Source organism: Streptomyces sp. NBC_01288, from assembly GCF_035982055.1.
In the GTDB taxonomy this organism is placed as follows: domain Bacteria; phylum Actinomycetota; class Actinomycetes; order Streptomycetales; family Streptomycetaceae; genus Streptomyces.
Window position 1 is genome coordinate 10493902 of the sequence record NZ_CP108427.1, and the last position, 24428, is coordinate 10518329.

Genomic DNA, 24428 nt, shown 5'->3' on the forward strand with positions numbered 1-24428 from the left:
CGTAGCGTGCCGCAGTGCTGCCCGGCCCGGCGGCCGGCCACGCGGGGGCCGTCCAAGCTCGGGGAATCCTCGCACGTGCGGGTGACGGGCCCGCTGTCCGTGCCCGAACGCCTACGTGGGACACGAACACGTTCTCCCGGCATATGCGCGAGTGGCGTGGCCTTCGGCCGGCCTCGCCCCGCGCTGGCACGGCCGGGTTCGCATCGTTGGAAAAGACCTCCCCGGTCCGCATCCCAAAGCGCGTCCGGCGCGGAAAGAAGGGCGGAATGCGCGCTTGTGGTCCTCCTGCACCGGGACCGACGGGCGGCGCTTCCCCCGGGACCCTCCGGCGGCGACGGAGGGTCCCGGCAGAATGGACGACAGGTCGGTGGAAGGCCATGAGTCATGAAACCCGCCATCGCCGGGTGTCCCGGCCCGCGGGAACGGTTGGGCGCCGCCGTGTTCGCGCGTGTCGCCGGACCGGACGGCCCGCGCAACCGCGCCCGGATCCACGACACCCCCGGCCCGCGCTGGTTCGGCCCGGAGCAGCCCGTCCGCCGCGTGCACGGCGACGCCTCGATGTTCATCGGCGGGCTGTCCTCCCTGCTCCTCCAGTCGCTGCATCCGTTGGCCATGGCGGCCGTGTCCGCCCACTCCGGTTTCCGCGGCGACCCCTGGGGCCGACTGCAACGGACCAGCACCTTCCCGGCCACGACGACATACGGCACCGCCGACCAGGCACAGCGGGCCTGTGACCAGGTCCGGGCCGTGCACGAGAGGGAGCGGGCGGGCGGCCCGGCGAACGCGTCCACGTCCGTGGTGGTCGCCCCGCGGTCGGCCAGCCACCGCGCGAACCTGGCCCGGTACGCGTCGGCGCCCGGCCGTTTCCGCAGATGCGCGGCGACTTCCTCCTCGTATCCGCCCCAGCCGACGTAGTTCGGGGACAGCTGTACGAGGGGACGGTCCTGCGCCGAGCCCACATCGCGATGGTCGGTGCCCCATCGTCAGCCATGTCCTGCCCAGTCTCGGGCTCATCCGTGAACTGGTGGCCCGCGGACACCGGGGCACCTACGCCAACGACCCGTTCGTGGCCGACCTCATCCACACCGCCGGCGCGGAACTGGTGCCGTGCACCTCCATGTTGCCCGTCGCGGACAACAACTGGCCCGCCGATGGCATCGCGGCGGCGACCCCTCTCCCTCGACGACGCCGTCCAGGCGCTCCCGCAACTGCGCGCCGCCTACGACGGCGATCCGGCCGACCTCTACGTCTACGGCATCGGCGCGATCACTCGTTGTCTTGCGCGGGATGCGTGCGGGGGAGTGGCGAGGAGGCGCTGTCAGGGCTGGTCGAGCTGTGCCGCGGCGTCTTCCGGGTCGCGACGGTCCTCGACACGATCGTCCATACGTGGCGCGACCGAGTTGCCGCACCGGCCAGTCCCACCACGCCACGGCGAGGAGGCGGGCGATGTCGGCCGCGTCGTAGCGGGTGCGGGTGAGCCGGGCGGGGTTGCCGACGACGATGCCGTGGTCGGGGAGGCCGGCGGCAACCACGGCGCCCGCGGCGATGATCGCGCCGTGACCGATGCGCACACCGGGCATGACCGTGACGCCGTGGCCGAACCGCACATCGTTGCCGACGACTGTGTCGCCTCGGCCGGACAGGTCGGTGATCAGGGCGAAGTGCTCCGTCCAGGAGCCGCCCATGGTGGGGAAGGTGGAAGGGCCGTCCATGCGGTGGTTGGCGCCGTTCATGAGGAACCGGGTGCCCGTCCCCAGCGCGCAGTTCTTGCCGATGACGAGGCGCTGGGGGCCGTAGTGGTAGAGAACGTCGCGCGTCTCGAACGCGGTCGGGTCGTGCGGATCGTCGTAGGAGGAGAAGCCACCGATCACGATCAGCGGCGACTTCGCCGACTCCCGTGCGCTGTGTCTGAGCGACCTTCTCAGGGTGGTGACTCCCAGCAAGGCGATCGCGGCGGTGGAACACGGTAGGACGTTCGGCGTCGGAACGGCTGTGGCCACCTTTCCCTGAGAAGAGTGGCTGGCCGCCGTTGAACGGAGGCCGCCCACCAGCGCCCGTGTCCTGCGTGCCGCGACGTCCCCTCTCGCAGCGGGCTTCAACAACCCTCGTGGGGATGGCCGGTGGAGTGATCGGAGCACCGCGAGCTGCGGCGCGGTCCGCGTGGTAGCGCCGGATGCCCGCTGGCTCTGGAGGTTGTCGGGAGCGGTGTAGTCGATTCGCCCCCGGTTGGTGTGGCGTGCGTTGCGAGCTGAGTGTTGTCTGGTGGATGGAACACCGCGATGTACTGACGGTACGGCTGACGAGTTTCCTTGAGGAGCACACCATGACGCAGAAGATCTGGTTCATCACCGGTGCCTCACGCGGCTTCGGCAGGGAGTGGGCCACCGCCGCCCTCGAACGCGGCGATTCGGTTGCCGCGACCGCGCGTGACCTTTCCACCCTGGAGGACCTTCGCGCGGGGCACGGAGAACGGCTGCTGCCCCTGCGCCTCGACGTGACGGACCGTGACGCCGACTTCGCCGCCGTACGGAAGGCGCACGAGCGGTTCGGGCGCCTCGATGTGGTCGTCAACAATGCTGGTTACGGCCACTTCGGCATGGTCGAGGAACTCACCGAGTCCGAAGCGCGTGCGCAACTGGAGACCAACCTGTTCGGTGCCCTGTGGATCACACAGGCGGCGCTGCCGTTCCTGCGGGAGCAGGGCAGCGGCCACATCCTCCAGGTCTCGTCCATCGGAGGCGTCAGCGCCTTCCCGCTGGTCGGGATCTACCACGCGTCGAAGTGGGCGCTCGAAGGCATGAGTCAGGCGTTGGCCCAGGAAGTGGCGCCGTTCGGCATCAAGGTCACACTGATCGAGCCCGGTGGGTTCGCCACCGACTGGGCGGGCTCCTCGTCGAGCACCTCCGAGCCGTTGCCCGCGTACGCCGACTTCCACAAGGAAGTGCAGGAGCAGCGCCGCAAGCGCGTCGGCACGCCGGGCGATCCGACCGCGTCCGCCGCTGCCGTGCTGGAGATCGTCGACGCCGACGAGCCGCCGCTGCGCTGCTTCTTCGGCTCGGGGCCGCTGAGCATCGCCAAGGCCGACTATGAGCAGCGTCTCGCGGTGTGGGAGAAGTGGCAGCCCGTGGCAGAACTGGCGCAGGGCTGAGCCGGGCAGGCAGACCCGACGAACGGAAGGGACGACCGTGCGCGTAGGCGAGTGCGCGCGCGATGAAGGGGTCGACTGGAGTGAATCCGGCCGGCCCCCCTTTCCGGATTGCACTGTGTGATCAGGAGTGGTGCCTGTGGTCGCGGCCGTACACCCGCTCCGTGACAGGTCGGCGACCTCGCGGTGATACGGATCGACGGCCTCTGACCTACGCGGACGACCCTTCCCGCGTCGTTCAAGGGCGTGCCGTGTCAGGCGCTGAGGTCAGCCACTGTGCGTACTTCCCGATCTGATCCGACGCACCGGAAATGTCGGCCGGTGTCACCGACCCGAGGGGTGGCAGAGTCCGGCCTGCGTTCCGGGGGTCAACTGCCCGCCCACGGCTGCACCGTGGTCGTCACGGGCGTCCCGGTGCGGGCCGATTCCTCGCAGGCCAGCGCCAGCAGGTGATCCTGGCAGCCGTCGGCCAGCGGGTACGGTTCCGGGCCGGCGTCCCGTACCCACGCGCCCGTCCGGCACAGCAGATCCACGACGGCGAGGTCGTCCTCGGACAGGCTCGCGCCCGCGTACGCGTTGCGCCACACCACGTCGCCGTCGAAGGAGATGTGGTGGACCTCGGACCCCTCCAGGTTGAGGTCGGTGCCGGTACGGCGGCGCGTCAGCGCGGACTCCACCGGAGTGCGCGGGTCGGCCATCCGCACCACCGTGTCGTCGACGATCTCGCCGAGCGAGCCCCGCACCACGATCCGGCGGGCCCGCAGCGGGTTCCACCACTGGTTGTCCGTGAAGTCGTAGAGCGCCGTACGGGCCGCGCCGAAGTCGAGCAGGGCGAGGGTGGTGACGGCGTCCTTCGGAGTCAGGTCGTCCGTCCATCCGGTCGGCGTCAGCGGGTCGGCCAGAGGGGCGGTGAAGGCCCGCGCGGTGACGGTCGCGGGTCCGAAACCGACGCCCAGCGTGTGCCGGATCAGCGACATCGCGTGGTACATGTGCGTCGAGGACATCTGTACGGAGCTGACCTCGCCGATCACTCCTCGCCGTACGAGGGCGAGCCGGGCGGCGTGGCCCGGCATGAGGGTGTACTGCTCCGCGACCTGGACGAGGGCGCCGCCCCCCGGTCGCTCCGCGGCGCCCACGGCGTCCCACAGCCGCCCGAGTCCCCGCATGTCGGGTGCGGGCGGAGTCTCGGCGAGCACCGGTGTCCCGCGCTCGACGAGGTCCTGCACGACTTGCGGCGTGACCTCCCACGGCACCGAGGGGATCACGAACTCCGGTGCGGCGGCGCACAGTTCGTCGACCGTACGGAAGGCCGGCACGCCCCATTCCGCCGCCACGCGGGCGGCGCGGTCGGCGGAGCGGGTCACCACGCCGGCGACCGTGAGTCGTTCGGGCAGTGCCCGTGCCAGCCGTACGAAGAACTCGGCCCGCCAGCCGCTTCCCACGATGCCGAACCGTATGGGTGCTGCGCTCACTGCCCACTCCTCCCGCATCCGGGCGGCGAGTCTAGGTCATGTCGCGATGGCCGCAGCGGGCGGCGTGCCTCAGTCAGATGCGGCACTGCCCGCATCGTTCCCAGCATGCTCCGTCTGCTCGCCGGGTTCGCCGTGGCCGGTGCGCTCGGCGTGGCCCTTGGGGTGGCGCTCGGACTCACCGACGCCCTGCGCCGCGGAACCGAGCCCGTCCTGGAGTGCGTCCGGGCCGTCCCGCCCACCGTGCTCGTGCCGGTGATCGCCATCGTCGCCGGCATCGGAGACGGCGCGAAGATCCTGGTCATCGTCTCCGGCCGCGTATGGCCGGTGCTGCTCAACACTGTCGAGGGCGTGCGCGCCGCCGACGAGGTCATGACCGACACCTACGGCATCACCGACACCTACGGCATCACCGACACCTACGGCATCACCGACACCTACGGCATCACCGGCGCCGCCCGGCTCCGGCACATGGTCCTCATCCGACCGTGAGTCGAACTGCCGTGCCCCGGTGGGCGGTTCAGGCGGTGTGCGGAGGCGGCGGCCACGCGACGAACCCGATGCCGCGCCCCCGGTCACGCCGAGCCCTTTGTGTGTGTGGGAGAGAGCGGTTGACGGGGCTCGAAGCCGACGATGGACTCCGCCCCGCCTCTAGGCCGACTCGCGTACGACCAGTTCGGGGTCGAAGACGACCGACGCCGGCTCGGTGCGTACGCCGTGGATGTGTTCGTCCAGCAGGCGGGCCATCTCCGCCGCCATTTCCTCGACCGGCTGGCGGATCGTGGTCAGCCGGGGGTGGCAGGTCACGGCGACGCTGGAGTCGTCGAAGCCGACCACCGCGATGTCCTCGGGCACCCGGAGTCCGCGCTCCTGTGCGGCCTGGCAGGCGCCCTGCGCCATGAGGTCGTTGGCGGCGAAGACGCCGTCCGTGCCGGGCCGGCGGTCCAGCAGGTCCGACATCGCCGCGAGACCGCTGTCCAGGGTGAACGCGCCCTCGGCGACCGGGACATGGGGGTGGCCGTGGCGAGCGAGCGTGTCACGGAACCCGGCCAGCCGTTCCTGGCTCGCCGCCACGTCCAGGGGGCCGCAGACCGTGGCGGGCCGGCGGCAGCCGCGCGCGAGGAGGTGCTCGGCGGCGAGGCGCCCGCCGTCCCGGTGCGCCAGATCCACGTAACTGAGCGGGACCGGACGGGAGGGTCGGGCGAAGAGCACCGCGGGCAGGCGGGCGTCGGCGAGGAGGGCGGGCAGCGGGTCGTCGGAGTGGGTGGAGACCACCAGGGCGCCGTCGGCGCGGCCCTGGCGCAGATAGGTCAGCACCTCCTCCCGTGCCTGGGCCGACTCGGCGAACATCAGGACCGGGTGCATCGAGCGGGGGCGCAGGAAGCCGACGATCCCGCCGACGACCCGTCCGAAGAAGGGATCCGCGAACACCCGTGTGGCGAAGGTGTCCTGGCCGGCCTCCGTGATGTCCCCGGCGCCGGACACCACCAGCGCCACGGTCTCGGCCCGCCGGGTCACCAGGGAGCGGGCGGCTCTGTTGGGCGCGTAACCCGTCCGCTCGATGGCCCGGCGGACCACTTCCTGTATCTCCGGGTCCACGTTGCGGATGCCGTTGACGACCCGGGACACGGTCGCCCGGGAGACGCCGGCCTCTCGGGCGACGTCCTCCAGCGTCGGGGCCTGTCTGCTCATGCGGGCACCCTAACGGACGTGCCGTGCAGGGCAATAGAGCGCTCTCCCGGAGCGGTCGGTGCGCTCCGGGAGAGGCCAGTCCGTCAGGCGTAGACGCCGAACTCGTACAGCGAATACCCCCAACCCGTGCCCCGCGCCGTGCCGTTGACGCGGACGTAGCGGCCGGTCCCGGTGACGTCGAAGTCGTCGATCCCTCCGTTGCCGTCGGAAACGGTGCGCACCGTCTGCCAGTTCTGGCCGTCGTCGGAGGTCTGGATCGTGTAGGCCTTGGCGTACGAGGCCTCCCAGGACAACTGGACGTGCCGGAACGTGGTGCGGGTGCCGAGATCGACCTGGAGCCACTGGGGGTCGCTCCAGTCGCTCGCCCACCGCGTGGTCTGGTTCCCGTCCACCGCGTTGGCCGCGGGGCAGGGGCAGTCGCCGTAACTCGCCTGGTAGGACGAGGCGGTGGCGGGTTTGCCACGTGCCACGTCGGTGCCGGACGGCATCGGTGGGACGACCCGGATCGAGCGGGTCTCGACGCCGACGTTGCCCCGGCCGTCCGTCGCCTTGACGTACACCTTCCAGACGCCCGGACGGTCCGGTGCGGTGACCTTGAGTCGGCCGCCGCCCAGGTTGGTGGAGGGCAGCGAGGCCAGGTTCTTGCTCTGGTCGATGTAGTTGCTGTTGTCGAGGACCTCGTACGAGATCGCGTCACCGTCGGGATCGGTGGCCCGTACGGACAGCACGAGGTCGCGTCCGGCCTGCACCTGGCCCGCGCCGCCCTCGACGGTGAGGTCGGAGATGACCGGCGGGGTGTTGTCGTGGCTGGTGTCGCCGCCGTAGGCCCGCTTCACCGCGTAGTACGACAGCCGTTTCTGGCCGGCGGGCAGCAGGTTGAACCAGATGCCGCCGAAGTCGTACTCGGTGCCGTAGTGGAACATCGTGGCGCCGAGCGCGACCCCCTTGTGCCCGGTGACGCAGTTCCAGGCGCGGGTGTATCCGTCCGCCTTGGCCTGGTCGGAGGGCTCCAGCGGAACGCCGTTGGCGTCGTTCGGGACCTCCCACTCGCCGGCCGGACCGGTCTCGGTGACGATGTAGGGCTTGGTGTAACCCCCTTGCTGCCAGGCGGACTTGATGTCGCAGACCGCGTTGTAGGAGTTGACGGCGTACAGGTCGAGGTCCGGCGCGTTCTTCTTGAAGTAGGGCCAGGCGCCGACCCACGCGTCGGTGGACGTGACCGGGTGGTTGGGGTCGACGGCGTGGATCTTCTTGGTGATGTCGTTGACGAGGGTGGTGTAGGCGTCGCGTTGTCGCTCCAACTCGTCGCCGCTGTAGCAGTTCTGGAGTCCGAGGACCGACTCGTTGCCGACGTCCCACATGAGAACGCCGGGGTTGTCCTTGTAGGTCTGGACCCACTGGGGGAACTCGGTGAGGACCTGGTTCTTGTAGGCGGTGTCGGTGAGGTAGTTGACGCAGCCGCCGCTGCCGGGTCCGCCGCCGGGCTGGAGCCAGAAGCCGGCGACGACCTTGATGCCGTGGGCGGCCGCCGAGTCGAACAGCGGCTTGCTGGAGGCGTCGGTGCCCCAGGTGCGGATCGTGTTGACGCCCATGGACTGGAGGTCCGGCATGTACTTCTCGGCGTCCGCGACGCTTGGGCCCCAGGTCAGTCCCTTGACCTGGTACGGCTGCCCGTTGACCGTCAGCTGCCAGGCGCCCTGGCTGCCGGTGACCTTGACGACGCTGCCCGCGGCGTGGGCCTGGACGGCGGGCAGCGCGGCGAGGAGTCCGGCCGTCAGCACACCGGCGGTGAGGGGTGCCGCGATGCGGCGTGTGCGGGTTCGTGTACGGGTGCGGGTGCGTGGGGGCATGCGCGGGCTCCTTACGGCAGTCGGTAGTTCTCGTCGAGCGCGGCGCCCGCCTCCGGGTGGGTCTGGTCGTAGCCGCGCGCGTCGCACTGCAGCCCGCCGACGACGCAGTGGTCGACCAGCGCCTTGAGCGTGCGGTCGTCCCAGGCGTTGAAGAAGTCGTAGTGGAAGCTGTGGCCCGTTCCGCTGGCGAGCCGGACCTGCGACATGTCGCCGTTGACGGGGAAGGCCATCTTGAACTCGATCATCGGCAGCGCCACCGGGTGGTCGGCCGGGCACATGTTGTCGTTCGTGCCGGGCTTGACGACGGGGTAGGCCATGTGACTCTTGTGGTCGGGGGTGTCGAGGTACTTGCCGTCCCAGCAACTGGGCGCCTGGAAACGGATGTTGAGCTGGACGTCCGCGCGGTTCGGGCAGGTCGAGGGGAACTCGGTGTTGAAGAAGCTGTCACCGCACTCCCAGCCCTCGACGAAGCCGGGGTGGTGCCGGAAGTCGTCGGCGCTCTGTGTGGGGCTGCCGACGACGAAGCGCAGGCCCTTGGGGAACGGACGGACGCTCGTGTAGTCGGTGACCCCGGCCTTGTAGTAGATGACCTGCGGGCCGACGGGAAGGATCTGCTGGTTGCCGTTGTAGAGCGTGGGCATCCAGTAGCCGGACAGGTCGCCGGGGACCTTGCAGGTGGTGGTGCCGGCCGACAGCGAGGCGGTGGTGCTGTTGGCGTCGGTCGTCGTGTTGCCCATGAAGGTGTGGTCGTGGGACTTGCCCGGCTGCTGCGGATAGACGATGGGGTCGTCCGGCCGGGTGTGCGTGACCGAACAGTTGGCCTGGAACTCGTGGAAGTAGGCGTGCGGCGGATTCTGCGTGGACGGCGTCACGCCGGTGACCGGCGGGTTCGCGAGGATGTAGCCGTCGCCGTCCGGGTCCTCCGGGGAGTTGGCCGTGGACGCGGCCATCGAGTGACCGGAGTGGGTGGCAGCGAATGACCGCGCGGCTGCGGTGTGCGGTGCGGGTGCCCCGGCGCTGATGGCGACGCCGCCGAGGCCGAGCGAGGTCAGCAGGAGCGCGCCGGTGATCAGCGTGGCTGACAGGCCTTTCGATCTCCTGGACATGGAGACCTCCTCCTGAACGGTGGGGGTGTCAGAGGTGGTTGCCCGGTGCCCTCATGACGTGATGCCGGACGAGACGACATGACGTCGGACGTGCCCGTGCGAGGGGAGGCCGGGAGACGATGGGAGAGCGCTCTCCCGCCGAGGAGTGTTGAGGCCATGTCATCAAGGTGTCAAGGGATCCGGCAGAAGTGGACCCGGACGGATTTCAACTCCCGTAGCCCCACCGCAAGTTGGGACTCACGGGTTAAGTGAAGCCGTGAACTAAGCCCCACGGCTGCGGTATTGGTCGATCCCCCCGCCTGGCGTGGGTTCGTGCGTGTTCCCGGTGGCCGCGCCGACCGTATCCGTGAGGTCCGGAAGTCGTCTTCAAGGCTTGACGGGATCCCTGTGGTGTCCGGCCGTCCGGCGTGCAGCCGTCCAGGTCGCGCCGTTCGTGGCGGTGTGCCGACTCGACCCAGGTGAAAGGAAGTTAAAGAAACTCGCGTCACGACTCTTGCCACCCCAATGGTTCATTACTTAAATCAAACCGTGAACTAAGCATGGCGCAAGGCCAGTTCGCGCACATCGAACGCTGGGCAGAGGCTGCCCCCGCGTTCCGGTTCCGTGTGTCCGCTTCGCTCGTCACCCCACCCGCATGGAGTCACGGCATGAAACTCAGATCCTTGGGTGTCGCGCTGGCCGCAATGGCCGCGCTCGTCACCCTGCCCCTGCACAGCCCGGCCGCCGCGGCAGACCTGCCGCTGTCCCAGGGCAGGACGGCCACGTCGTCCTCCGACGAGAACGCGGGCACCGTCGCCGCCAACGCGGTCGACGGCAACACCGCCACCCGCTGGTCCTCCGGCGCCACCGACACCCAGTGGCTCCAGGTCGACCTCGGCTCCACGGCCACCATCACCCAGGTCGTCCTCAACTGGGAGACCGCGTACGGCAGCGACTACAAGATCCAGACGTCCGCGGACGGGAACACCTGGACCGACGTCAAGTCCGTGACCGGCGGCGACGGCGGCACCGACACGCTCGACGTCTCCGGCCAGGGTCGCTACGTCCGGATGTACGGCGTCCACCGCGCCACCCAGTACGGCTACTCCCTCTGGGAGTTCCAGGTCTTCGGCAGCACGGACGGCGGCACCACCCCGCCCGCGGGCTGCGACACGGCCAACGCCGCCCAGGGCAAGACGGCGACCGCCTCCTCCACCGAGAACGCCGGCACCCCGGCGTCGGCCGCCTTCGACGGCAACACCGTCACCCGCTGGTCCAGCGCGGCCTCCGACCCGCAGTGGATCCAGGTCGACCTCGGGTCGTCCCAGAGCCTGTGCCGGGTCGACCTCAACTGGGAGACGGCGTACGGCAAGTCCTTCCAGATCCAGGCCTCGGCCGACGGCCAGACCTGGACCACGCTCAAGTCCGTCACGGACGGCACCGCCGGCCCGACGTCCTACGACGTCTCCGGACAGGGCCGCTACGTGCGGATCAACGGCACGACCCGTGGCACCGTCTACGGCTACTCGCTGTGGGAGGTGGCCGTCCACACCGGCTCGGGCGACGGCAGCGGTCCCGTGCAGGGCGGCGGCGACCTCGGCCCCAACGTGATCGTCGTCGACCCCTCGACGCCCAACCTCCAGGCGAAGTTCGACCAGGTCTTCGCGCAGCAGGAGTCGAATCAGTTCGGCACCGGCCGCTACCAGTTCCTGATGAAGCCCGGCACCTACAACGGGATCAACGCACAGGTGGGCTTCTACACCTCGATCTCGGGCCTCGGCCTCAACCCCGACGACGTCCACATCAACGGTGACATCACCGTCGACGCGGGCTGGTTCAACGGCAACGCGACCCAGAACTTCTGGCGTTCGGCGGAGAACCTGTCGATCACGCCCTCCAACGGCACCGACCGCTGGGCGGTGGCCCAGGCGGCTCCCTTCCGCCGCATCCACGTGCAGGGCGGCCTCAACCTCGCCCCGAACGGCTACGGCTGGGCCTCCGGCGGCTACATCGCCGACTCCAAGATCGACGGTACGGTCGGCCCGTACTCCCAGCAGCAGTGGTACACCCGTGACAGCTCCGTCGGCGGCTGGACCAACGGCGTCTGGAACATGACGTTCTCCGGCGTGCAGGGCGCCCCGGCCACCAACTTCGACTCCGGCCCGTACACCACCCTGGACAACACCCCCGTATCGCGCGAGAAACCGTACCTCTACCTGGACGGCAACACGTACAAGGTGTTCGTGCCCGCCAAGCGCACCGACGCACGCGGCGTCTCCTGGCCCAACACGCCTGGTACGTCGCTCCCGCTGGACCAGTTCTACGTGGTCAAGCCCGGCGCGACCGCGGAGACCATCAACACCGCCCTCGCCCAGGGCCTGAACCTGCTCTTCACCCCGGGCGTCTACCACCTCGACCAGACCATCAACGTGACCCGGGCGAACACCGTCGTCCTCGGTCTCGGCCTGGCGACCATCATTCCGGACAACGGCGTCGACGCCATGCACGTGGCGGACGTCGACGGAGTCAAGCTCGCCGGCTTCCTGATCGACGCCGGCAGCTCCAACTCCGACACCCTGCTGCAGATCGGCCCGGCCGGCAGCTCCGCCGACCACTCCGCCGACCCGACCACCATGCAGGACGTGTTCGTGCGCATCGGCGGCGCCGGCCCCGGCCTCGCCACCAACTCCGTCGTGGTCAACAGCGACGACGTCGTCATCGACCACACCTGGCTCTGGCGCGCCGACCACGGCGAAGGCGTCGGCTGGGAGACCAACAGAGCCGACTACGGCCTCTTGGTCAACGGCGACGACGTCCTCACCACCGGCCTGTTCGTCGAGCACTTCAACAAGTACGACGTGCTGTGGAACGGCGAACGCGGACGCACGATCTTCTTCCAGAACGAGAAGGCCTACGACGTCCCGAACGCCGCCGCCATCACCCATGACGGCATCGTCGGATACGCGGCCTACAAGGTCGCCGACTCCGTCGACGTGCACGAGGCGTGGGGCCTGGGAAGCTACTGCAACTTCACCTCCGACCCTTCGATCGTGCAGGCCCACGGCTTCCAGGTGCCGGTCAAGACAGGGATCAAACTGCACGACATCCTGGTGATCTCCCTGGGCGGCAAGGGCCAGTACGCCCACGTCGTCAACAGCACCGGCGCACCCACGTCGGGCACGGACACCGTTCCCTCGAAGATCACGTCGTTCCCCTGACGGTGACCGTGCCGGCGGTCTGACCGCCGACGCCGCTCACCGACGGGACGCTGGTGCCGGGTCCTCCTCCGAGGAGGCCCGGCACCAGCATGTCGCGCGCGGGGGAGCCGTGCGGGGTCGTCGTCGACGGCGTCCTGTACGGCCGCTGCCGGTGCGTCACCCGGTGCTGATCGGGCCGCACATGAGGTTGCCGGGTTCGGTGGGGTCGTCGCTGGTCCAGAACTGGGTCCACAGCGTGGCGAACTCGGGGCGGCTGAGGTAGCCGTCGGCGTCCTGGTCGAGCCGGTCGAAGGCGCTTCCGGTTTCCACGGGCCGTCCGTGCCAGGTGTCGACGAGACGCTGGTGCTCGCCGCATCTTCGTGTCGGCCCCCCGGAGTGGCCCCTTGTTCAAGTCGTTGACATGTCCCTGCCGTATGGCTAGCTTCACGAACAGTTCTCGTCCGCGCCCCCAGGTGCTCGCGGCTCAGGGGACCCCTGTCAGTGCGTTCGCATCGCCAGGCGCCTCGTCTCGACGATGCGACAACGTTGTCCAACCCGACTGCTGCTCATGCAGGTGTCGCGCTTCGAGTGAAGACAACGTTGTCAGATCTCAGATCCCCGGTTCAGCTCCAGTGCCGGCTCCCGCTTCCGAGTAGAGGAGAAACCTCCGTGACACGATTGTCGAGACCCCCAGGAACGGCCGCGATCGGTTTATTCGCGGCCGTGGCGCTGGCCGTGACCGGGCTGTGCGCACCCGCGTGGGCGGCCGGAAAGGCGGCGCTCGTCGCGTCGCCGGCCACCGTGGTCAACCCGTTCATCGGCACGTCGAACGAGGCCAACGACTTCCCCGGGGCCGACGTGCCGTTCGGCATGGTGCAGTGGAGCCCCGACACGACGTCGCGGCCCCCCGGTGGCGGCTACGAGTACAACGATTCGTCCATCACTGGCTTCAGCCTCACCCACATCGCCGGGCCGGGCTGCGGAGCGGCGGGAGACGTGCCCGTGCTGCCCACGGTCGGCGCGGTCAACACCGGCGCCACGGACGTGTTCTCGCACGCCAACGAATCGGCGTCCGCGGGTTCGTACAAGGTCGCGCTGAACAACCAGGTGACCACCGAACTGACCACCACGACCCGCAGCGGGATGGCGCGCTTCACCTTCCCCTCGACCAGCCAGGCCAACCTGATCTTCAAGCTCACGGGCAGTCAGAACGGTGCCTCGTCGACGCAGTTCACCAAGGTCTCGAACACCGAGGTGAGCGGTCAGGTCACCAGCGGTCGCTTCTGCGGCGCCGGTAACACCTACACCGTGTACTTCGACATGGTCTTCGACCAGCCGTTCGCCTCCCAGGGAAGCTCGGTCGCCAAGACGTCGGCCGCCACCCCCGCGAAGCCCCGCACGGCGTCCAAGAACGCGGCCGAGCAGCCCAACAAGCCCGTGCTGCATGGGAAGACGCCGACCGGCGCGGCCCCGAAGACCGCCAAGGACAGCGCCTCGCCGGAGGCCGCCGCCTCGAACGGCTACGTCACCTTCGACACCACGAGCAACCCGGTGGTGCAGGCCAAGGTCGGCGTCTCCTACGTCTCGGTGGCCAACGCGGCCGCCAACCGGGCCGCGGAGAACACCGGGTGGGACTTCAACGCGACCCGTACCGCCGCCCAGGACGCCTGGAACAGCGCGCTGGGCAAGATACAGATCGCGGGCGGAACGGCCGCGCAGCAGCAGACCTTCTACACCGCGCTCTACCACTCACTCCTGCACCCGAACGTCATCAGCGACACCAACGGCCAGTACTACGGCTTCGACGGCAGGACCCACACCGTGGACGCCGGTCACAAGGCCGTCTACGCCAACTACTCCGGCTGGGACATCTACCGCTCGCAGGCGCAGCTCGAAGCCCTGGTCGCACCCCAAGCCGCCTCGGACACGGCACAGTCGATGGTCGACGACTACGCCCAGACCGGGATCTTCCCCAAGTGGTCCGAGAACAACGGCGAGTCGTACGTGATGGTCGGAGACCCGGCGGACGGCATCATCGCCGACTACTACGCCTTCGGCGCCCGGGACTTCGACACCACGACCGCCCTCGCCGACATGGTCAGGCAGGCGAGCACGACCAACAACGACCGGCCGGGCCTCAACTACCTGAACTCACCCGGATACATGCCGCACGACGGCAGCTACGGCTGCTGCAACTTCTACGGCCCCGTGGCCACCACCCTGGAGTACAACACCGCCGACTTCGCGCTCTCCGCGATGGCCGGGGCACTCGGCGACACCGGGAATCAGAAGACGTACGCCAATCGCGCCCAGGGCTGGCGCAACGTGCTCAACCCGGCCTCCGGTTTCGTCGAGCCGCGCAACGCGAGCGGCTCCTGGACCGGCGGCTTCGACCCCACCAGCGGCACCGACATGGTCGAGGCCGACTCCTGGATCTACACCGGGATGATCCCCTTCAACATCGCCGGCCTCGCGCGCGCCAAGGGCGGCGACACGGCGATGAGCCACTACCTGGACACCGTGCTGCGCAGCTACACGGGCGACAGCGGGTACGCGTGGGTCGGTAACGAACCCAGCATCGAACTGCCGTGGGAGTACGACTACATCGGGCAGCCCTACAAGACCCAGGGCACCGTACGGGCCATCCAGCAGCAGATCTGGGCGAACACCCCCGGCGGGCTGGCCGACGGCAACGACGACCTCGGTGCGATGAGCGCGTGGTACGTGTGGTCCGCGCTCGGCATGTTCCCCGAGACCCCCGGCACCGCCGATCTCGCCCTGGGCTCCCCTGTGTTCACGCAGGCCGTGATCACTCTGCCGTCGGGCAAGACGCTGACGATCAACGGCAACGGCGCCGCCGACAACGCCCCCTACGTCCAGTCCGCGACGTGGAACGGCTCCGCCTGGAACAACGCCTACGCCCCCACGTCGGCGATCACCGCGGGCGGCACGCTGACCTACACGCTCGGCGCCGGCGCCAACATCTCCTGGGCGACGGCCGCGTCCGCCGCTCCGCCCTCCTACGCCGGTGACACCACAGCTCCGGCCTCATCCCGTATCGGCCCCATCACCTCGGCGGTGGCGTCCAACCTGTGCGTGGACGACGCGAGTTCCTCCACCACCGACGGCAGCCACGTCCAGATCTGGACCTGCAACAGCACCTACGCCCAGGACTGGATCGTCGCCGGCGACGGAACGGTCCGGAGTCTGGGCAAATGCCTGGACGCCGACCACAGCGGGACCACCAACGGAACCCTGATCCAGCTCTGGACGTGCAACGGCAGCGGCGCCCAGCAGTGGACCGCGGGCGCGAACGGCTCCTTGATCAACCCCCAGTCCAAGCTGTGCCTGGACGATCCCAACTCCACGACGACGACCGGTGCCCAACTCCAGCTCTACACCTGCAACGGCACGGCAGCCCAGAACTGGAAGCTGCCGGCCTGAGCCACAGATCCGGATCGCCCGGCAGCACCGGGCGACCCGAAGCGTGCTGCCCGTATGCCCCGGCTACTCGGCCGGGGCATACGGGCAGCATGCGCGATGCATCCATCTCATGGGCGGGTCCGCGGCGGCGGACGAGGGTGTCCCACAGCTCATCCGACACGATCGACGGCGACGGGCCCACACCGGACCGAACGTCCAACTGCCGCCCCGGACACGGCCATTCAGGACCCATCCACCTCATGTGCGTTAGCCGTTGATACCGCCTTGAGCGCCGAGTGCTGCGCGTGGTGACGGCCTGACCGCGAACAGCATGCCGATGTCGCCGGCCCGCTGCACCGAGTCCTGCTCGGCGCTGACTGTCAAGCCGTGTGCGCGGAGTACCTCGCAGACCGTGTCGCGGTTGTGCTGCCAGCCCTCCACCTCGACGACGGCTTGGCGGACCAGTGGCCAGTGCCGTTCCTCGATGCCTCTGAGCACCTCAAGTTCGGCGCCTTCCACATCGACCTTGAGCAGGTCGATGTGGTCGACGCCCAGTTCGTCGAGCACCGATGACAGGGGCCTGACCTTCACTCGGTGCGTCTCAAGGCGCCGCAGCACCCGCAGCTTGCGGCCGATGAGAAGAGTCAGCACGGGGGCGGGTACGCGACGCAGGATCGGTCCCAGGCCGCCCTGGCGGATCAATTCGACAACGCTGGCGGTGACCCGGCGCCGCTCGTCCTCGATGTTCCCCTGGTTTCGCGAGGAGGACGAGAAGATCGTGGCGGCCGGAACGTAGCTGAAGTCGAGCTCGTCGTCACGGGACGCCAAGCCGTAGGTGCGGCGACCGATGTGGTGGCCGCGACCTGCGCGCGGCACACGACGGGTGTCTGCAAGGCGAACTCGCCGCATCCGTGCGGTGCTACCGCGAAGTGCAGGGACGGCTCGTACTCCTACAGTGCCCACGCCCGCGGGACGTGCTCGCACCACCGGGGGGCGTCAAGTACTGGTACCTGTAGACGGCAAACGACGCCGCCGCCCGGAGACACTCCGCGCAACGGCTGCGGTGGATCCCGCCTCGAAGGCAAACGGGGAATTGAATCCGCGGCACTCAGGAGGGCCGTTACGACCGTTCGTCCGATCCCGAGCTGTATTCCGCTCATCTGTTCCCCCGGTACAGACTGCCTGAGCCGGCGGTACAACGCGCGGAACTTCACATGCCTCTCGACCGGCACGGCAGAAAAGGGGTGCTCGAAGTGGGTGTGGAACTCACTCGGTCCCGTTTCTTCGACCCGGCGACCCTCCGGTCCCGTGACTGCAAGCATCGCGTGAGGACAGCTCCGGCCTGCCTGCCCCGCGGCGGCAGGCAGGAGTCACGGTCAGCCGGCGAGGTGAGCGTATCGCGCTCGAAATCGGCCGCTTCTGGTCTGCTCACTCCGGCTGGTGGTCGGGCCCCCGAAGTCCGGGCCCCCGAAGTCCGGGCTGCTGAAGTCCGGGCTGGAGAAGCTCGGGCGGTTCCTTCCGAGCCCTCCAGGCCCTCGTCACGCACCGCTGCGAGCAGTAGACCGCGTTCGAACGGCGGTCTACCCCGGCCACCCAACTCGCCCCACACTCCCGGCACTTGGTCCAGCCGGCAGCCGATCTCAGCGGCCACTCGCCTGCGCAACCGCAGGTCCCGACGCCACCGCCTGGCTCGACAAGCCGCCGAACAGAACCTCGTACGAGCTGGAGCACCCGGCCTCAACCGTTCGCCACAGCCCTCACACACCCGCCCCGCAGCCTCCCTGGCGTCCTCGGACACCCAGCCGGGCCAGGGCTCAAAACTACCTAAAACCGAGGATCAGAAACAGGTACTAACCCCTCATCCGGTGCGGGGCGGGGCCTCCCCGCACCGCACCGATCGCGCCCGGCACCGTCGCCGGACAGAAGCCCGAAAGCGTCTCACCCCATACCCGTGCAACAGGTGCACGGCTGTGGCAGTGTGACGACCAGTGTCGGCCCGTCGCATCCCCCCGTTGCGGCGGGCCGGACCTCGGTCCCCCGTCGTTGCCGAGCACGACGCGGTCGACGAGGGACCGCCTGTCGACAGAGCTGTCCGACGAGCTGGACGAGGAGAACCGGCACGTCAGGAGCGCAACATGGCCAAGCCTGACCCCAGCCCGGACGCGGTGGCGCAGCGGGCGGCACACGTCCTGGACCGGTGTGTCATCGGACCGGTGGAAGTCCCTGAGCACATGCGCCCGTTCATGGAGGACCTGGTGGCCGCGCCGCTGAGGGTGGGGCTGCCTGTCCGTGACCCGAAGTCCGATGACGTCGGCGAGGCGGCGACCGGCGTGATGCTCGCACTGGGTCCCGGGCCGGCTGGCGCTGCCGTGCGGGTCGTCTGGCGCCGGCACCACTCCCTCGACGTGCTGAGCGAGGTGTGGCGCACGCAGCAGGACGCCATGCACAGCGCGCTCCGCACGATCCTCACCGCGCAGGGCTACTGGATGAGCGACGACGTCGGGGACGCACCGGTCGTCTTCGGCCCCCACCGTCCCCCCCCCCGTCCTGAGTTAGGAGGAGCTCCGAACGGGCGCGGATCAGCAAGAGGGCCTGCGAGGCTTCATCCCTGCCTCGTTGCTGCCCGGATTCGCGCGATGGTTGAGGTCGGGAAAGGGACGGGGGAGCGCAACAGAATGCCTGAGGCGGGAGCTGCGCGAGGAACTGTCGGAGGTCGGCCACCGCGCGGTTCAATGGCGGGCATGATGCGTAGAACGTCATCCACCGCCGTCGCCGTTGTCGTCGCTGTCGTGTTCGCCGCCCTCACGTCGTGTTCTTCGGATTCTTCGGACCGGTCCTCCGCCGAGGGGCGGCCCAGTGGGTCCGGCTCCGGGACAACGGCCCCGGACCCCAGGCCGACTTCCACGGAGACGGCCACGCCGTCGCCCTCGCCGACCGGGCCGTGCGCTGACGGGACTTGTGAGATCAAGGTCGCCGTGGGGGACGTCGTGACAGTGCCGGAAAAGTACGGCCTCGGGCCGATCAAGGTGACGGCGATCACCAGCGGCGAGGTCGAGATGGTCGCGCCGCTGACGGGGTCGGGCTTCAGCGTTTCGGGCTGTTCCGGTGGTGGCGGCGTGTCCTCGGAGGGCAGCGGCGGCGTCGGGCTCAACTGCGGAGAGGGACCCGCCGCGACCATCAACAATGCCATGAGCCTGAAGGTCGTCGAGATCCTCGACACCGCCGCCGTCCTCCGTATCGGCCCCGTTGGGTGACGCACGGCTCGGCCCTTGGGGCAGGGTTCCGTAGCGGCACGGGCGGCTACACCTCCGACATCCGGCCCTCCACGTCCGTCACCGGGCGGGAGAAGAAGCTGAATGCCGCCTCCGACGGCTTCACCGGCCGCATGGGGATGCTGAGTACGATCACTTGTTGTCCGAGGCAGCGGCGCTGTGAAGGATTGATTGTCCTGGCCCGTTCGTCAGCGGTATGCCGCTGACGAACGCCTTCTATCGATGCGGCTCATCAACACCGCCAGCATTGGCCCGAACTGGTTCGTCGACATGGACGGGTCCGTCACTCGGTGCCAACGGTGCAAGGTCGAAGGGACGTACCACCCGGCGCCGCGCTATGCGCCAGATCCCGCCCTTGCGCCGGTACTCGTCCTCGTAGGTACCTCCACCGGCAATCCAGCGGTGATCGCGGAGTTGGGTCAGGACCACGACGTCAGATCGACCGGTCGCGGCAACGCCGTCGATTTCCACCGTGTGGTTGGCGGTGGCATGCTGCATGATCGGGAATGCCTGCCACTGCTGCTCGACCGCCGCGCAGATGGCCTCGATCCCCGTGAATATCTGGTCCGAGCCGGTCTCCCACACGGCGTCCGCTGTCCAAATCGCTTTCCAGCGGACTGGGTCGCGGTGGTCGGCACCCACGCAGTAGTCGTGGGCCAGCCGGTGCAGTGCGAGTTCGGTCTCGACTCGGTCCAGGCGAGCGGTGAGATCTTGTAGCGTCGTCATTCCTGGGAGGCTACTGACGGTTGAGATGGCCCGCAGCGCGGCCGCCTCACCTCTGCAAGTGCCGTCGCAGGGCGTGCAGTTCGCCGCGTGCCGCCCCAGTGGCCGCGCTGCAACAGGGCCGTCGGCTCCGCCGTCGCTGTCTGGTGCCGAAACAGTGACGGTCACTTGGGCGGCCCATGCCGCACCTTCCCTCGAAGGGCGCTTCGAGGGAAGGTGCCAGGCGATGTGCCGCAGACCCGGCCTCCGGGTACGGACAGGGCTCGGCGGGATGCATGTGCCGGGGCTCTGGAGCGTCAACTGGGCTGGTGGCACGATGGGTTGAGGCGTGGCGGCCGCGGTACGCGGCGCATTGAAGAAGGCCGCCCGCGAGCGCTCCACCACGTCCTGGGCACGGCTGCGCCGCCAGCTCGGCTCCGCCCTGCCCCACCACCTTCACCCCGACGACCAGGTCATCGTCCTCGCCCGGGTCGATGCCGACACGCCGGTTGACGAGCCCCTCCTCACCTCACTCGTGGCGGCCACCGACTCCCACTCGGCGGCTGTGTTTCAGCGGGTGGCGAACCAGCTCGGCAGGACGGTGCCCGACGACACTCACGCGGCCCGCTCACAGTGGCAGACCGACGCCCTGCACCTCCAACAGCTCTATCGCTACAAGTGATTTGGAGCCCCTCAAGCCGGTGCTTTGGAGGGCGAGCGGAGCTGCTGGCACGATGAAATGAGGCAATCCGGGCGGGGGTGCGGCGGTGGAGGAATACCGGGCGAGGACCGGCGGCAGATACAGACCGCGGTACTGGGCAGCGCGGACTCCGACGATCCGTTGATGCTGCCGTTGGAGGCGATCGAGTTGGACGCCTTCCAGCGCCTGCACGAGAGCGGCACCTCCTGGTGCGGGCCGCTGCTCGGCGACGGATGAAGGGAAAGTACACCGCGCCCTCGACCGTCGACCGCTGCCTGTCCGGCGTCGTCGTCACCGGCCGCACCGATTACGACCTGGTCCTCGACAAGACCGTGGCCCCAGCGTCCGCAGGGTGCTCAAGGCCAAAGTGAAGGCGATGGAGGCGACCGAGGGACCCGAGGCCGCAGCCGCGGGCCGGCGCCGGCCCTGCCCGCCGAGCACCTGCGGGCCGCCGTGGTGGCCGCGCAGTCCGGGGCCCGGAGTGTTTTTCTGTTGGTCTCTCGGGATACTCCTGCTGCCGGAGAATATTCGGGGGATCTTGGAGCCAGTCCGGCTGCTGTGAGCGCATCTGGATCGTTCCGCCGCCCACCGCCTGGCGGAGGCCGCCAGCGGGTGCCGAGCTGGCCACGGTGAGCGGGCTCGTCGGCTGCACGGACGCACCGCAGGTCCTCGCCGACCGGCTCGCCCGGCGCCTGGAGGACCAGCTTCGGCTGGACGGTCCCATCAAGGACCCGGTGGGCCGGCCGATCGGCAAGGGTCTGCCCCAACGGCCGGAGTGCGGCGACGTGTTGTGCGACAACCGCATGCTGCTCGACTCCGGCCGGGACTGCCCGCGCTGCGAGGACCGACAGGTCGGCCGCCGTGCCCAGCGTCAAGCGGTACCGGTAGGCGGTGTCGGCGGCGGTTGAATCCTGGCTCCGACAGCGATCACGGGGAGCCGGCACCGGCGGTCACTGGAGCAGGATCATCTTGCGGAGCAGCGGGCAGCGGGCAGCGGGCAGCGGGCAGCGGGCAGCGGGCAGCAGGACGCCGGTCTGCTGGGTCTGCATGTCGCCGAAGTCGCGGACCAGTCGGTGCATGGTAGCCAGTTCGGAGCAAGGCGTTGAGTACTGCCTTGAGCTGCTGGTGTTCGTCCTCATCGAGGCTGGAGGGGCGGCGGGTGAGCCAGCCGGTGACCTGCCGGACGCTCGGCGGCGCCGGTGGTCGGGCAGGGTCGTCGGGCCACTGCAGTCGGCTGCGGGCCCAGTCGCGGAGGCTGCTGCAGGGCGCCGGTCGGCCCTGGGCGGCAAGTTCCTCACGCAGTCCCTTGATGGAGATGGCTGCCGCCGACTCGTCGATGGGTCTACTGACCCGGCCGGTGGCTTCGGAGGCCACCGGCCGGGTCAGTATCGGAAGTTGGCTTCGGTTCCCCTGATCTGAATGATGACGGGCGTGATGGCTTCATCGCCCTCTTGGGGATAGAGCTGAAGGGAAAGGTTACGGACGGCGCCGATGGCACCGATCATCCGTTCCTGGTCTTCGGCATCGACGGCCTCAGCTTGCCTTTCGAAGAGGTCTCGTACTTGTTCCCATCCCTCACCCGGGCTGAACCGGCACCGGAACCAGGGTTGATCAATGTCGATGAGGGACAGAGTACCGAGCGCCGTGTTACCGCTCCTCAGTTCCCATGACCGTGTCACCACGTGTGCACCTTTCCTGCAGATTTTCTGGTCGAATCGCGAGGTGAGCCCCGGCACGGTCTGGCCCGGGGCTCACCCCATGCGGAGATCTCGTCTAACGAGCTCGTGCATGGTTGGCGTTGGCATGTCGAGGACCGCGACTTGCCTCCAGGTTCACTTTCGCGGATCGCCGGAGAGCGTGGCGGTCTGCTGGTGCGAGAGGAGCCCGGCTACGGCTTGGACGATGTCGGTCATGTGCTCGCGGCGGCCGTGGTGGCGGGCGAGGGCCCGCCAGTTCTTGAGGTGGGCGATGGCGTGCTCGACGCGGATGCGGCGTGAGGAGTGGGCTTTGCGCTGGCGTTCATGCATTTCCTCGTACCAGTCCGGGGCGTTTTTCTTGAACTTGCGGTGCGGTGGTGTCACGACGCGCCCGCCTGTCTGAGCGCCCAGTCCCTGGTAGCCGGCGTCGGCAAGAATTTCCACGGCCGGTCCGTTGGCCAGGAGCTTGACCAGGCCCAACTGCCGGGCATGGGTGATGTCCGCGCAGCTCGCGGGTTCGGCCGGGCTGCAGAACAGCAGCCGCCCGTCAGCGTCCGTGACGACCATGGACTTCACGGCGTTCTGCTTGTTCTTGCCGGAGATGGACTTGTCCCGGTCCTTGCGTCCGGCAGCCGGGCGGTGGACCCGGATCTCGGTGCCGTCGATGATCCCGCTCTGTCCGCTCGCACCGAGATGGTCGACAACTTCGGCGAGCGTACGCAGGCGGACGTCGGGGGCTACGGTGCAGCCGCGCATCGCCAACAGCGGCCGTATTTCACCGATTGCGCGCGTGATGGTGGAGCGGTCGACTCCGAACCAGCAGGCCAGCACGTCATGGGTGGCGCCATGACGAAGGTGGACGAGGGTGGCCAACAGTCGGTCGACGAAGACCAGCTTGTGTTTCGCCCCGGCACCCACGGCGCGGCGACGGGGACGCGACGCGACGCGAGACCAGCCTGGTGCCGCTCGTGCCACAACGGGCCGATCTCAGCGACGAGTTCGGCGATCACTCCGGGCGTCAGCCCCGTGATCCGCTGGCTTCGCATGATCGCTGCACGTGCCCGGTTCCCCACCACACCGACCATGATCAACGATCATGGCCCTCGACATGCCAACGCCAACCATGCACGAACGAGCTCGTTAGTGTGTGAGGGGTATCGTCCTCCATCCGACCACCAGGGAGCATCAGGCAGTGAAGGTCGAAATCCAGCCGGATGTACGTGACATCGCCGCCCAGCTCGGGGCCGGAGTGCCTTACGCGCTGAAGGCGGTGGCCGGGCAGTTGGCCGACGACCCGGACATGGGCCGGCCCTCGGGACTGCCCGGCATCCTGACCGTGACGGTCGACGGTGACATGTTCGAGGACTGCCCGGACCTTTCTGTCGGTTACATCCGCGAGCCCGACCGTGTCGAGATCCGGTTTCTGCGAGCAGCCCCCTCCGCTGGGCCCTCCACGGACGGTTCCACCGAGCCTTCCACGGACGCCCACGAGCAGGGAGAGCCTGCTGGCCCTGCTGCTGCCGATGTCGCGGTCGCGGTACGGGAGGTTGCCGATGCCTGGCATCGCATCGCCGCCTGGCTCCAGTCCAACGCCCCTGCCTCCTATGCTGCGCTCCGTACCGGCGCTGCCCCGGCCGCTGTCGCTGCTCTGGAAGAGGATCTCGGTATCCCGATACCCGTCGAGTTGCGCACCCTGTGGATGCTGACCGCAGGTGACGACGGGGCTGACGGCTGGGGCTGTCTCCCCGGCAACATGGCTCTGATGAACCTGGACGCCGTGGCCTCCCGCTACCGGCTGAAGACGGATGCCCAGGCTCACCAGGACGCCCTCAACGCCAACCGCCCTGAGGAGGAACGGATCACCGTGTGGAGGGCGACCCGGATTCCGGTGATCGCCCTGGGCCCGGCCGACAGCACCGCGGGGCTTTATCTGGACGCCGCGACCGGCTACTTGGGCTCGTGGTCCCGCTACAACGAGCCGCCCGGCGACGCACTCGACACGCTGATCACCTACCTGGAAGAGACTGCCGACATGCTCGAAGCCCCCGCCCTCGCCGCGCGGGACAAGCCGGGCCTGATCGGCGGGACCCTGGTGTGGCTCAGCAGCATCGACCCTGCTCAGGAAAGCCGGTGGCGGCCTGTGGCTGGCTGACCGCCCCCTGGAGGGGCCGGCTGCGTGGGCCGCCGGCCCCTCCT

At 69.1% G+C, this 24428-nt stretch carries 22 protein-coding genes and 4 pseudogenes; 14 read left to right on the forward strand and 12 right to left on the reverse strand.

Going from position 1 to position 24428, the window contains the following annotated elements; genetic code table 11:
- Positions 1–384 precede the first annotated feature (384 nt).
- Both OG194_RS47280 and OG194_RS47290 read left to right on the forward strand, forming a co-directional pair.
- Positions 385–777 (forward strand): annotated as a pseudogene (locus tag OG194_RS47280) (oxygenase MpaB family protein); the annotation flags it as partial.
- Positions 778–965: 188 nt separating this feature from the next.
- Positions 966–1265: pseudogene (locus tag OG194_RS47290) on the forward strand (glycosyl transferase); the annotation flags it as partial.
- A gap of 1 nt (position 1266) precedes the next feature.
- Here OG194_RS47290 and OG194_RS47295 read toward each other — a convergent pair.
- Positions 1267–1886: pseudogene (locus OG194_RS47295) on the reverse strand (antibiotic acetyltransferase); the annotation flags it as partial.
- 437 nt (positions 1887–2323) lie between these two features.
- On the opposite strand from OG194_RS47295, the gene OG194_RS47300 reads away from it, so the two are divergent.
- Positions 2324–3148 carry an SDR family oxidoreductase gene (locus OG194_RS47300; RefSeq protein WP_327406919.1) on the forward strand — a complete coding sequence of 275 codons (825 nt, stop codon included), beginning with the start codon at positions 2324–2326 and terminating at the stop codon, positions 3146–3148.
- 365 nt (positions 3149–3513) lie between these two features.
- Here the strand turns inward: OG194_RS47300 and OG194_RS47305 are convergent, their stop codons facing one another.
- Positions 3514–4617 carry a Gfo/Idh/MocA family protein gene (locus OG194_RS47305; RefSeq protein ID WP_327406920.1) on the reverse strand — a complete coding sequence of 368 codons (1104 nt, stop codon included), beginning with the start codon at positions 4615–4617 and terminating at the stop codon, positions 3514–3516.
- Between the two features lie 105 nt (positions 4618–4722).
- Here OG194_RS47305 and OG194_RS47310 point away from each other — a divergent pair, with 105 nt between their 5' ends.
- Positions 4723–5106 carry an ABC transporter permease gene (locus OG194_RS47310; protein ID WP_327406921.1) on the forward strand — a complete coding sequence of 128 codons (384 nt, stop codon included), beginning with the start codon at positions 4723–4725 and terminating at the stop codon, positions 5104–5106.
- A 159-nt stretch (positions 5107–5265) separates the two neighbouring features.
- On the opposite strand, the gene OG194_RS47315 is transcribed toward OG194_RS47310, so the two are convergent.
- The 3 genes from OG194_RS47315 to OG194_RS47325 form a co-directional block, all read right to left on the reverse strand.
- Entirely contained in the window at positions 5266–6306 is a 1041-nt protein-coding gene (locus tag OG194_RS47315; RefSeq protein WP_327406922.1) for a LacI family DNA-binding transcriptional regulator, read from the reverse strand.
- A gap of 83 nt (positions 6307–6389) precedes the next feature.
- Positions 6390–8156, reverse strand: coding sequence for a discoidin domain-containing protein (locus tag OG194_RS47320; protein WP_327406923.1), 1767 nt, complete (start codon positions 8154–8156; stop codon positions 6390–6392).
- Positions 8157–8167: 11 nt separating this feature from the next.
- Complete coding sequence (locus OG194_RS47325) at positions 8168–9262, reverse strand: DUF1996 domain-containing protein (protein ID WP_327406924.1); 1095 nt, start codon at positions 9260–9262, stop codon at positions 8168–8170.
- Positions 9263–9909: 647 nt separating this feature from the next.
- On the opposite strand from OG194_RS47325, the gene OG194_RS47330 reads away from it, so the two are divergent.
- Positions 9910–12459 carry a discoidin domain-containing protein gene (locus OG194_RS47330; RefSeq protein ID WP_327406925.1) on the forward strand — a complete coding sequence of 850 codons (2550 nt, stop codon included), beginning with the start codon at positions 9910–9912 and terminating at the stop codon, positions 12457–12459.
- Here the strand turns inward: OG194_RS47330 and OG194_RS47335 are convergent.
- Positions 12443–12619: a hypothetical protein gene (locus OG194_RS47335; protein WP_327406926.1), complete on the reverse strand. Its 177-nt coding sequence runs from the start codon at positions 12617–12619 to the stop codon at positions 12443–12445. The genes OG194_RS47330 and OG194_RS47335 overlap by 17 nt on opposite strands.
- Positions 12616–12768, reverse strand: a complete 153-nt coding sequence (locus OG194_RS47340) for a hypothetical protein (RefSeq protein ID WP_327406927.1) — start codon at positions 12766–12768, stop codon at positions 12616–12618. Before OG194_RS47340 ends, OG194_RS47335 begins: the two co-directional genes overlap by 4 nt.
- A gap of 393 nt (positions 12769–13161) precedes the next feature.
- On the opposite strand from OG194_RS47340, the gene OG194_RS47345 reads away from it, so the two are divergent.
- Complete coding sequence (locus OG194_RS47345; protein WP_327406928.1) at positions 13162–15882, forward strand: lectin; 2721 nt, start codon at positions 13162–13164, stop codon at positions 15880–15882.
- 246 nt (positions 15883–16128) lie between these two features.
- On the opposite strand, the gene OG194_RS47350 is transcribed toward OG194_RS47345, so the two are convergent.
- On the reverse strand, positions 16129–16770 hold the full coding sequence (locus OG194_RS47350) for an FkbM family methyltransferase (protein WP_327406929.1): 642 nt from the start codon (positions 16768–16770) through the stop codon (positions 16129–16131).
- On the opposite strand from OG194_RS47350, the gene OG194_RS47355 reads away from it, so the two are divergent.
- From OG194_RS47355 to OG194_RS47365, 4 genes and pseudogenes are all read left to right on the forward strand, one after another.
- Complete coding sequence (locus OG194_RS47355; RefSeq protein WP_327407426.1) at positions 16714–17190, forward strand: DUF3761 domain-containing protein; 477 nt, start codon at positions 16714–16716, stop codon at positions 17188–17190. The genes OG194_RS47350 and OG194_RS47355 overlap by 57 nt on opposite strands.
- A 1245-nt stretch (positions 17191–18435) precedes the next feature.
- A pseudogene (locus OG194_RS47810) lies at positions 18436–18606 on the forward strand (hypothetical protein); the annotation flags it as partial.
- A 64-nt stretch (positions 18607–18670) separates the two neighbouring features.
- Positions 18671–18811, forward strand: a complete 141-nt coding sequence (locus tag OG194_RS47360; RefSeq protein WP_327406930.1) for a hypothetical protein — start codon at positions 18671–18673, stop codon at positions 18809–18811.
- Between the two features lie 37 nt (positions 18812–18848).
- The gene (locus tag OG194_RS47365; protein ID WP_327406931.1) at positions 18849–19115 is read left to right on the forward strand and encodes a hypothetical protein; all 267 of its coding nucleotides are present in this window, start codon (positions 18849–18851) and stop codon (positions 19113–19115) included.
- A gap of 234 nt (positions 19116–19349) precedes the next feature.
- Here OG194_RS47365 and OG194_RS47370 read toward each other — a convergent pair whose 3' ends face one another.
- The gene (locus OG194_RS47370) at positions 19350–19859 is read right to left on the reverse strand and encodes a nuclear transport factor 2 family protein (protein ID WP_327406932.1); all 510 of its coding nucleotides are present in this window, start codon (positions 19857–19859) and stop codon (positions 19350–19352) included.
- 325 nt (positions 19860–20184) lie between these two features.
- On the opposite strand from OG194_RS47370, the gene OG194_RS47375 reads away from it, so the two are divergent.
- The 3 genes from OG194_RS47375 to OG194_RS47385 all read left to right on the forward strand — a co-directional run bounded on the left by OG194_RS47375 (position 20185) and on the right by OG194_RS47385 (position 21443).
- On the forward strand, positions 20185–20517 hold the full coding sequence (locus tag OG194_RS47375; protein WP_327406933.1) for a hypothetical protein: 333 nt from the start codon (positions 20185–20187) through the stop codon (positions 20515–20517).
- A 57-nt stretch (positions 20518–20574) separates the two neighbouring features.
- Positions 20575–20772 carry a hypothetical protein gene (locus OG194_RS47380; RefSeq protein ID WP_327406934.1) on the forward strand — a complete coding sequence of 66 codons (198 nt, stop codon included), beginning with the start codon at positions 20575–20577 and terminating at the stop codon, positions 20770–20772.
- Between the two features lie 392 nt (positions 20773–21164).
- The gene (locus tag OG194_RS47385; RefSeq protein WP_327406935.1) at positions 21165–21443 is read left to right on the forward strand and encodes a hypothetical protein; all 279 of its coding nucleotides are present in this window, start codon (positions 21165–21167) and stop codon (positions 21441–21443) included.
- A 42-nt stretch (positions 21444–21485) separates the two neighbouring features.
- Here the strand turns inward: OG194_RS47385 and OG194_RS47390 are convergent, their stop codons facing one another.
- From OG194_RS47390 to OG194_RS47400, 3 genes are all read right to left on the reverse strand, one after another.
- Complete coding sequence (locus tag OG194_RS47390; RefSeq protein WP_327406936.1) at positions 21486–21614, reverse strand: hypothetical protein; 129 nt, start codon at positions 21612–21614, stop codon at positions 21486–21488.
- 303 nt (positions 21615–21917) lie between these two features.
- Positions 21918–22217 carry a hypothetical protein gene (locus tag OG194_RS47395; protein ID WP_327406937.1) on the reverse strand — a complete coding sequence of 100 codons (300 nt, stop codon included), beginning with the start codon at positions 22215–22217 and terminating at the stop codon, positions 21918–21920.
- A 150-nt stretch (positions 22218–22367) separates the two neighbouring features.
- The gene (locus OG194_RS47400) at positions 22368–23150 is read right to left on the reverse strand and encodes a transposase family protein (protein WP_327406938.1); all 783 of its coding nucleotides are present in this window, start codon (positions 23148–23150) and stop codon (positions 22368–22370) included.
- A 274-nt stretch (positions 23151–23424) separates the two neighbouring features.
- On the opposite strand from OG194_RS47400, the gene OG194_RS47405 reads away from it, so the two are divergent.
- On the forward strand, positions 23425–24384 hold the full coding sequence (locus OG194_RS47405; protein ID WP_327406939.1) for a hypothetical protein: 960 nt from the start codon (positions 23425–23427) through the stop codon (positions 24382–24384).
- The last annotated feature ends 44 nt before the right edge of the window (positions 24385–24428 follow it).

Bases quoted from the DNA above. Each gene is read 5' to 3' on its own strand.
- OG194_RS47390 (WP_327406936.1), bottom strand. From the start codon at position 21,614: ATGCACCGACTGGTCCGCGACTTCGGCGACATGCAGACCCAGCAGACC.
- OG194_RS47350 (WP_327406929.1), bottom strand. From the start codon at position 16,770: ATGCGGCGAGTTCGCCTTGCAGACACCCGTCGTGTGCCGCGCGCAGGT.
- OG194_RS47320 (WP_327406923.1), bottom strand. From the start codon at position 8,156: ATGCCCCCACGCACCCGCACCCGTACACGAACCCGCACACGCCGCATC.
- OG194_RS47380 (WP_327406934.1), top strand. From the start codon at position 20,575: ATGAGGCAATCCGGGCGGGGGTGCGGCGGTGGAGGAATACCGGGCGAG.
- OG194_RS47315 (WP_327406922.1), bottom strand. From the start codon at position 6,306: ATGAGCAGACAGGCCCCGACGCTGGAGGACGTCGCCCGAGAGGCCGGC.
- OG194_RS47330 (WP_327406925.1), top strand. From the start codon at position 9,910: ATGAAACTCAGATCCTTGGGTGTCGCGCTGGCCGCAATGGCCGCGCTC.
- OG194_RS47310 (WP_327406921.1), top strand. From the start codon at position 4,723: ATGCTCCGTCTGCTCGCCGGGTTCGCCGTGGCCGGTGCGCTCGGCGTG.
- OG194_RS47300 (WP_327406919.1), top strand. From the start codon at position 2,324: ATGACGCAGAAGATCTGGTTCATCACCGGTGCCTCACGCGGCTTCGGC.
- OG194_RS47325 (WP_327406924.1), bottom strand. From the start codon at position 9,262: ATGTCCAGGAGATCGAAAGGCCTGTCAGCCACGCTGATCACCGGCGCG.
- OG194_RS47370 (WP_327406932.1), bottom strand. From the start codon at position 19,859: ATGACGACGCTACAAGATCTCACCGCTCGCCTGGACCGAGTCGAGACC.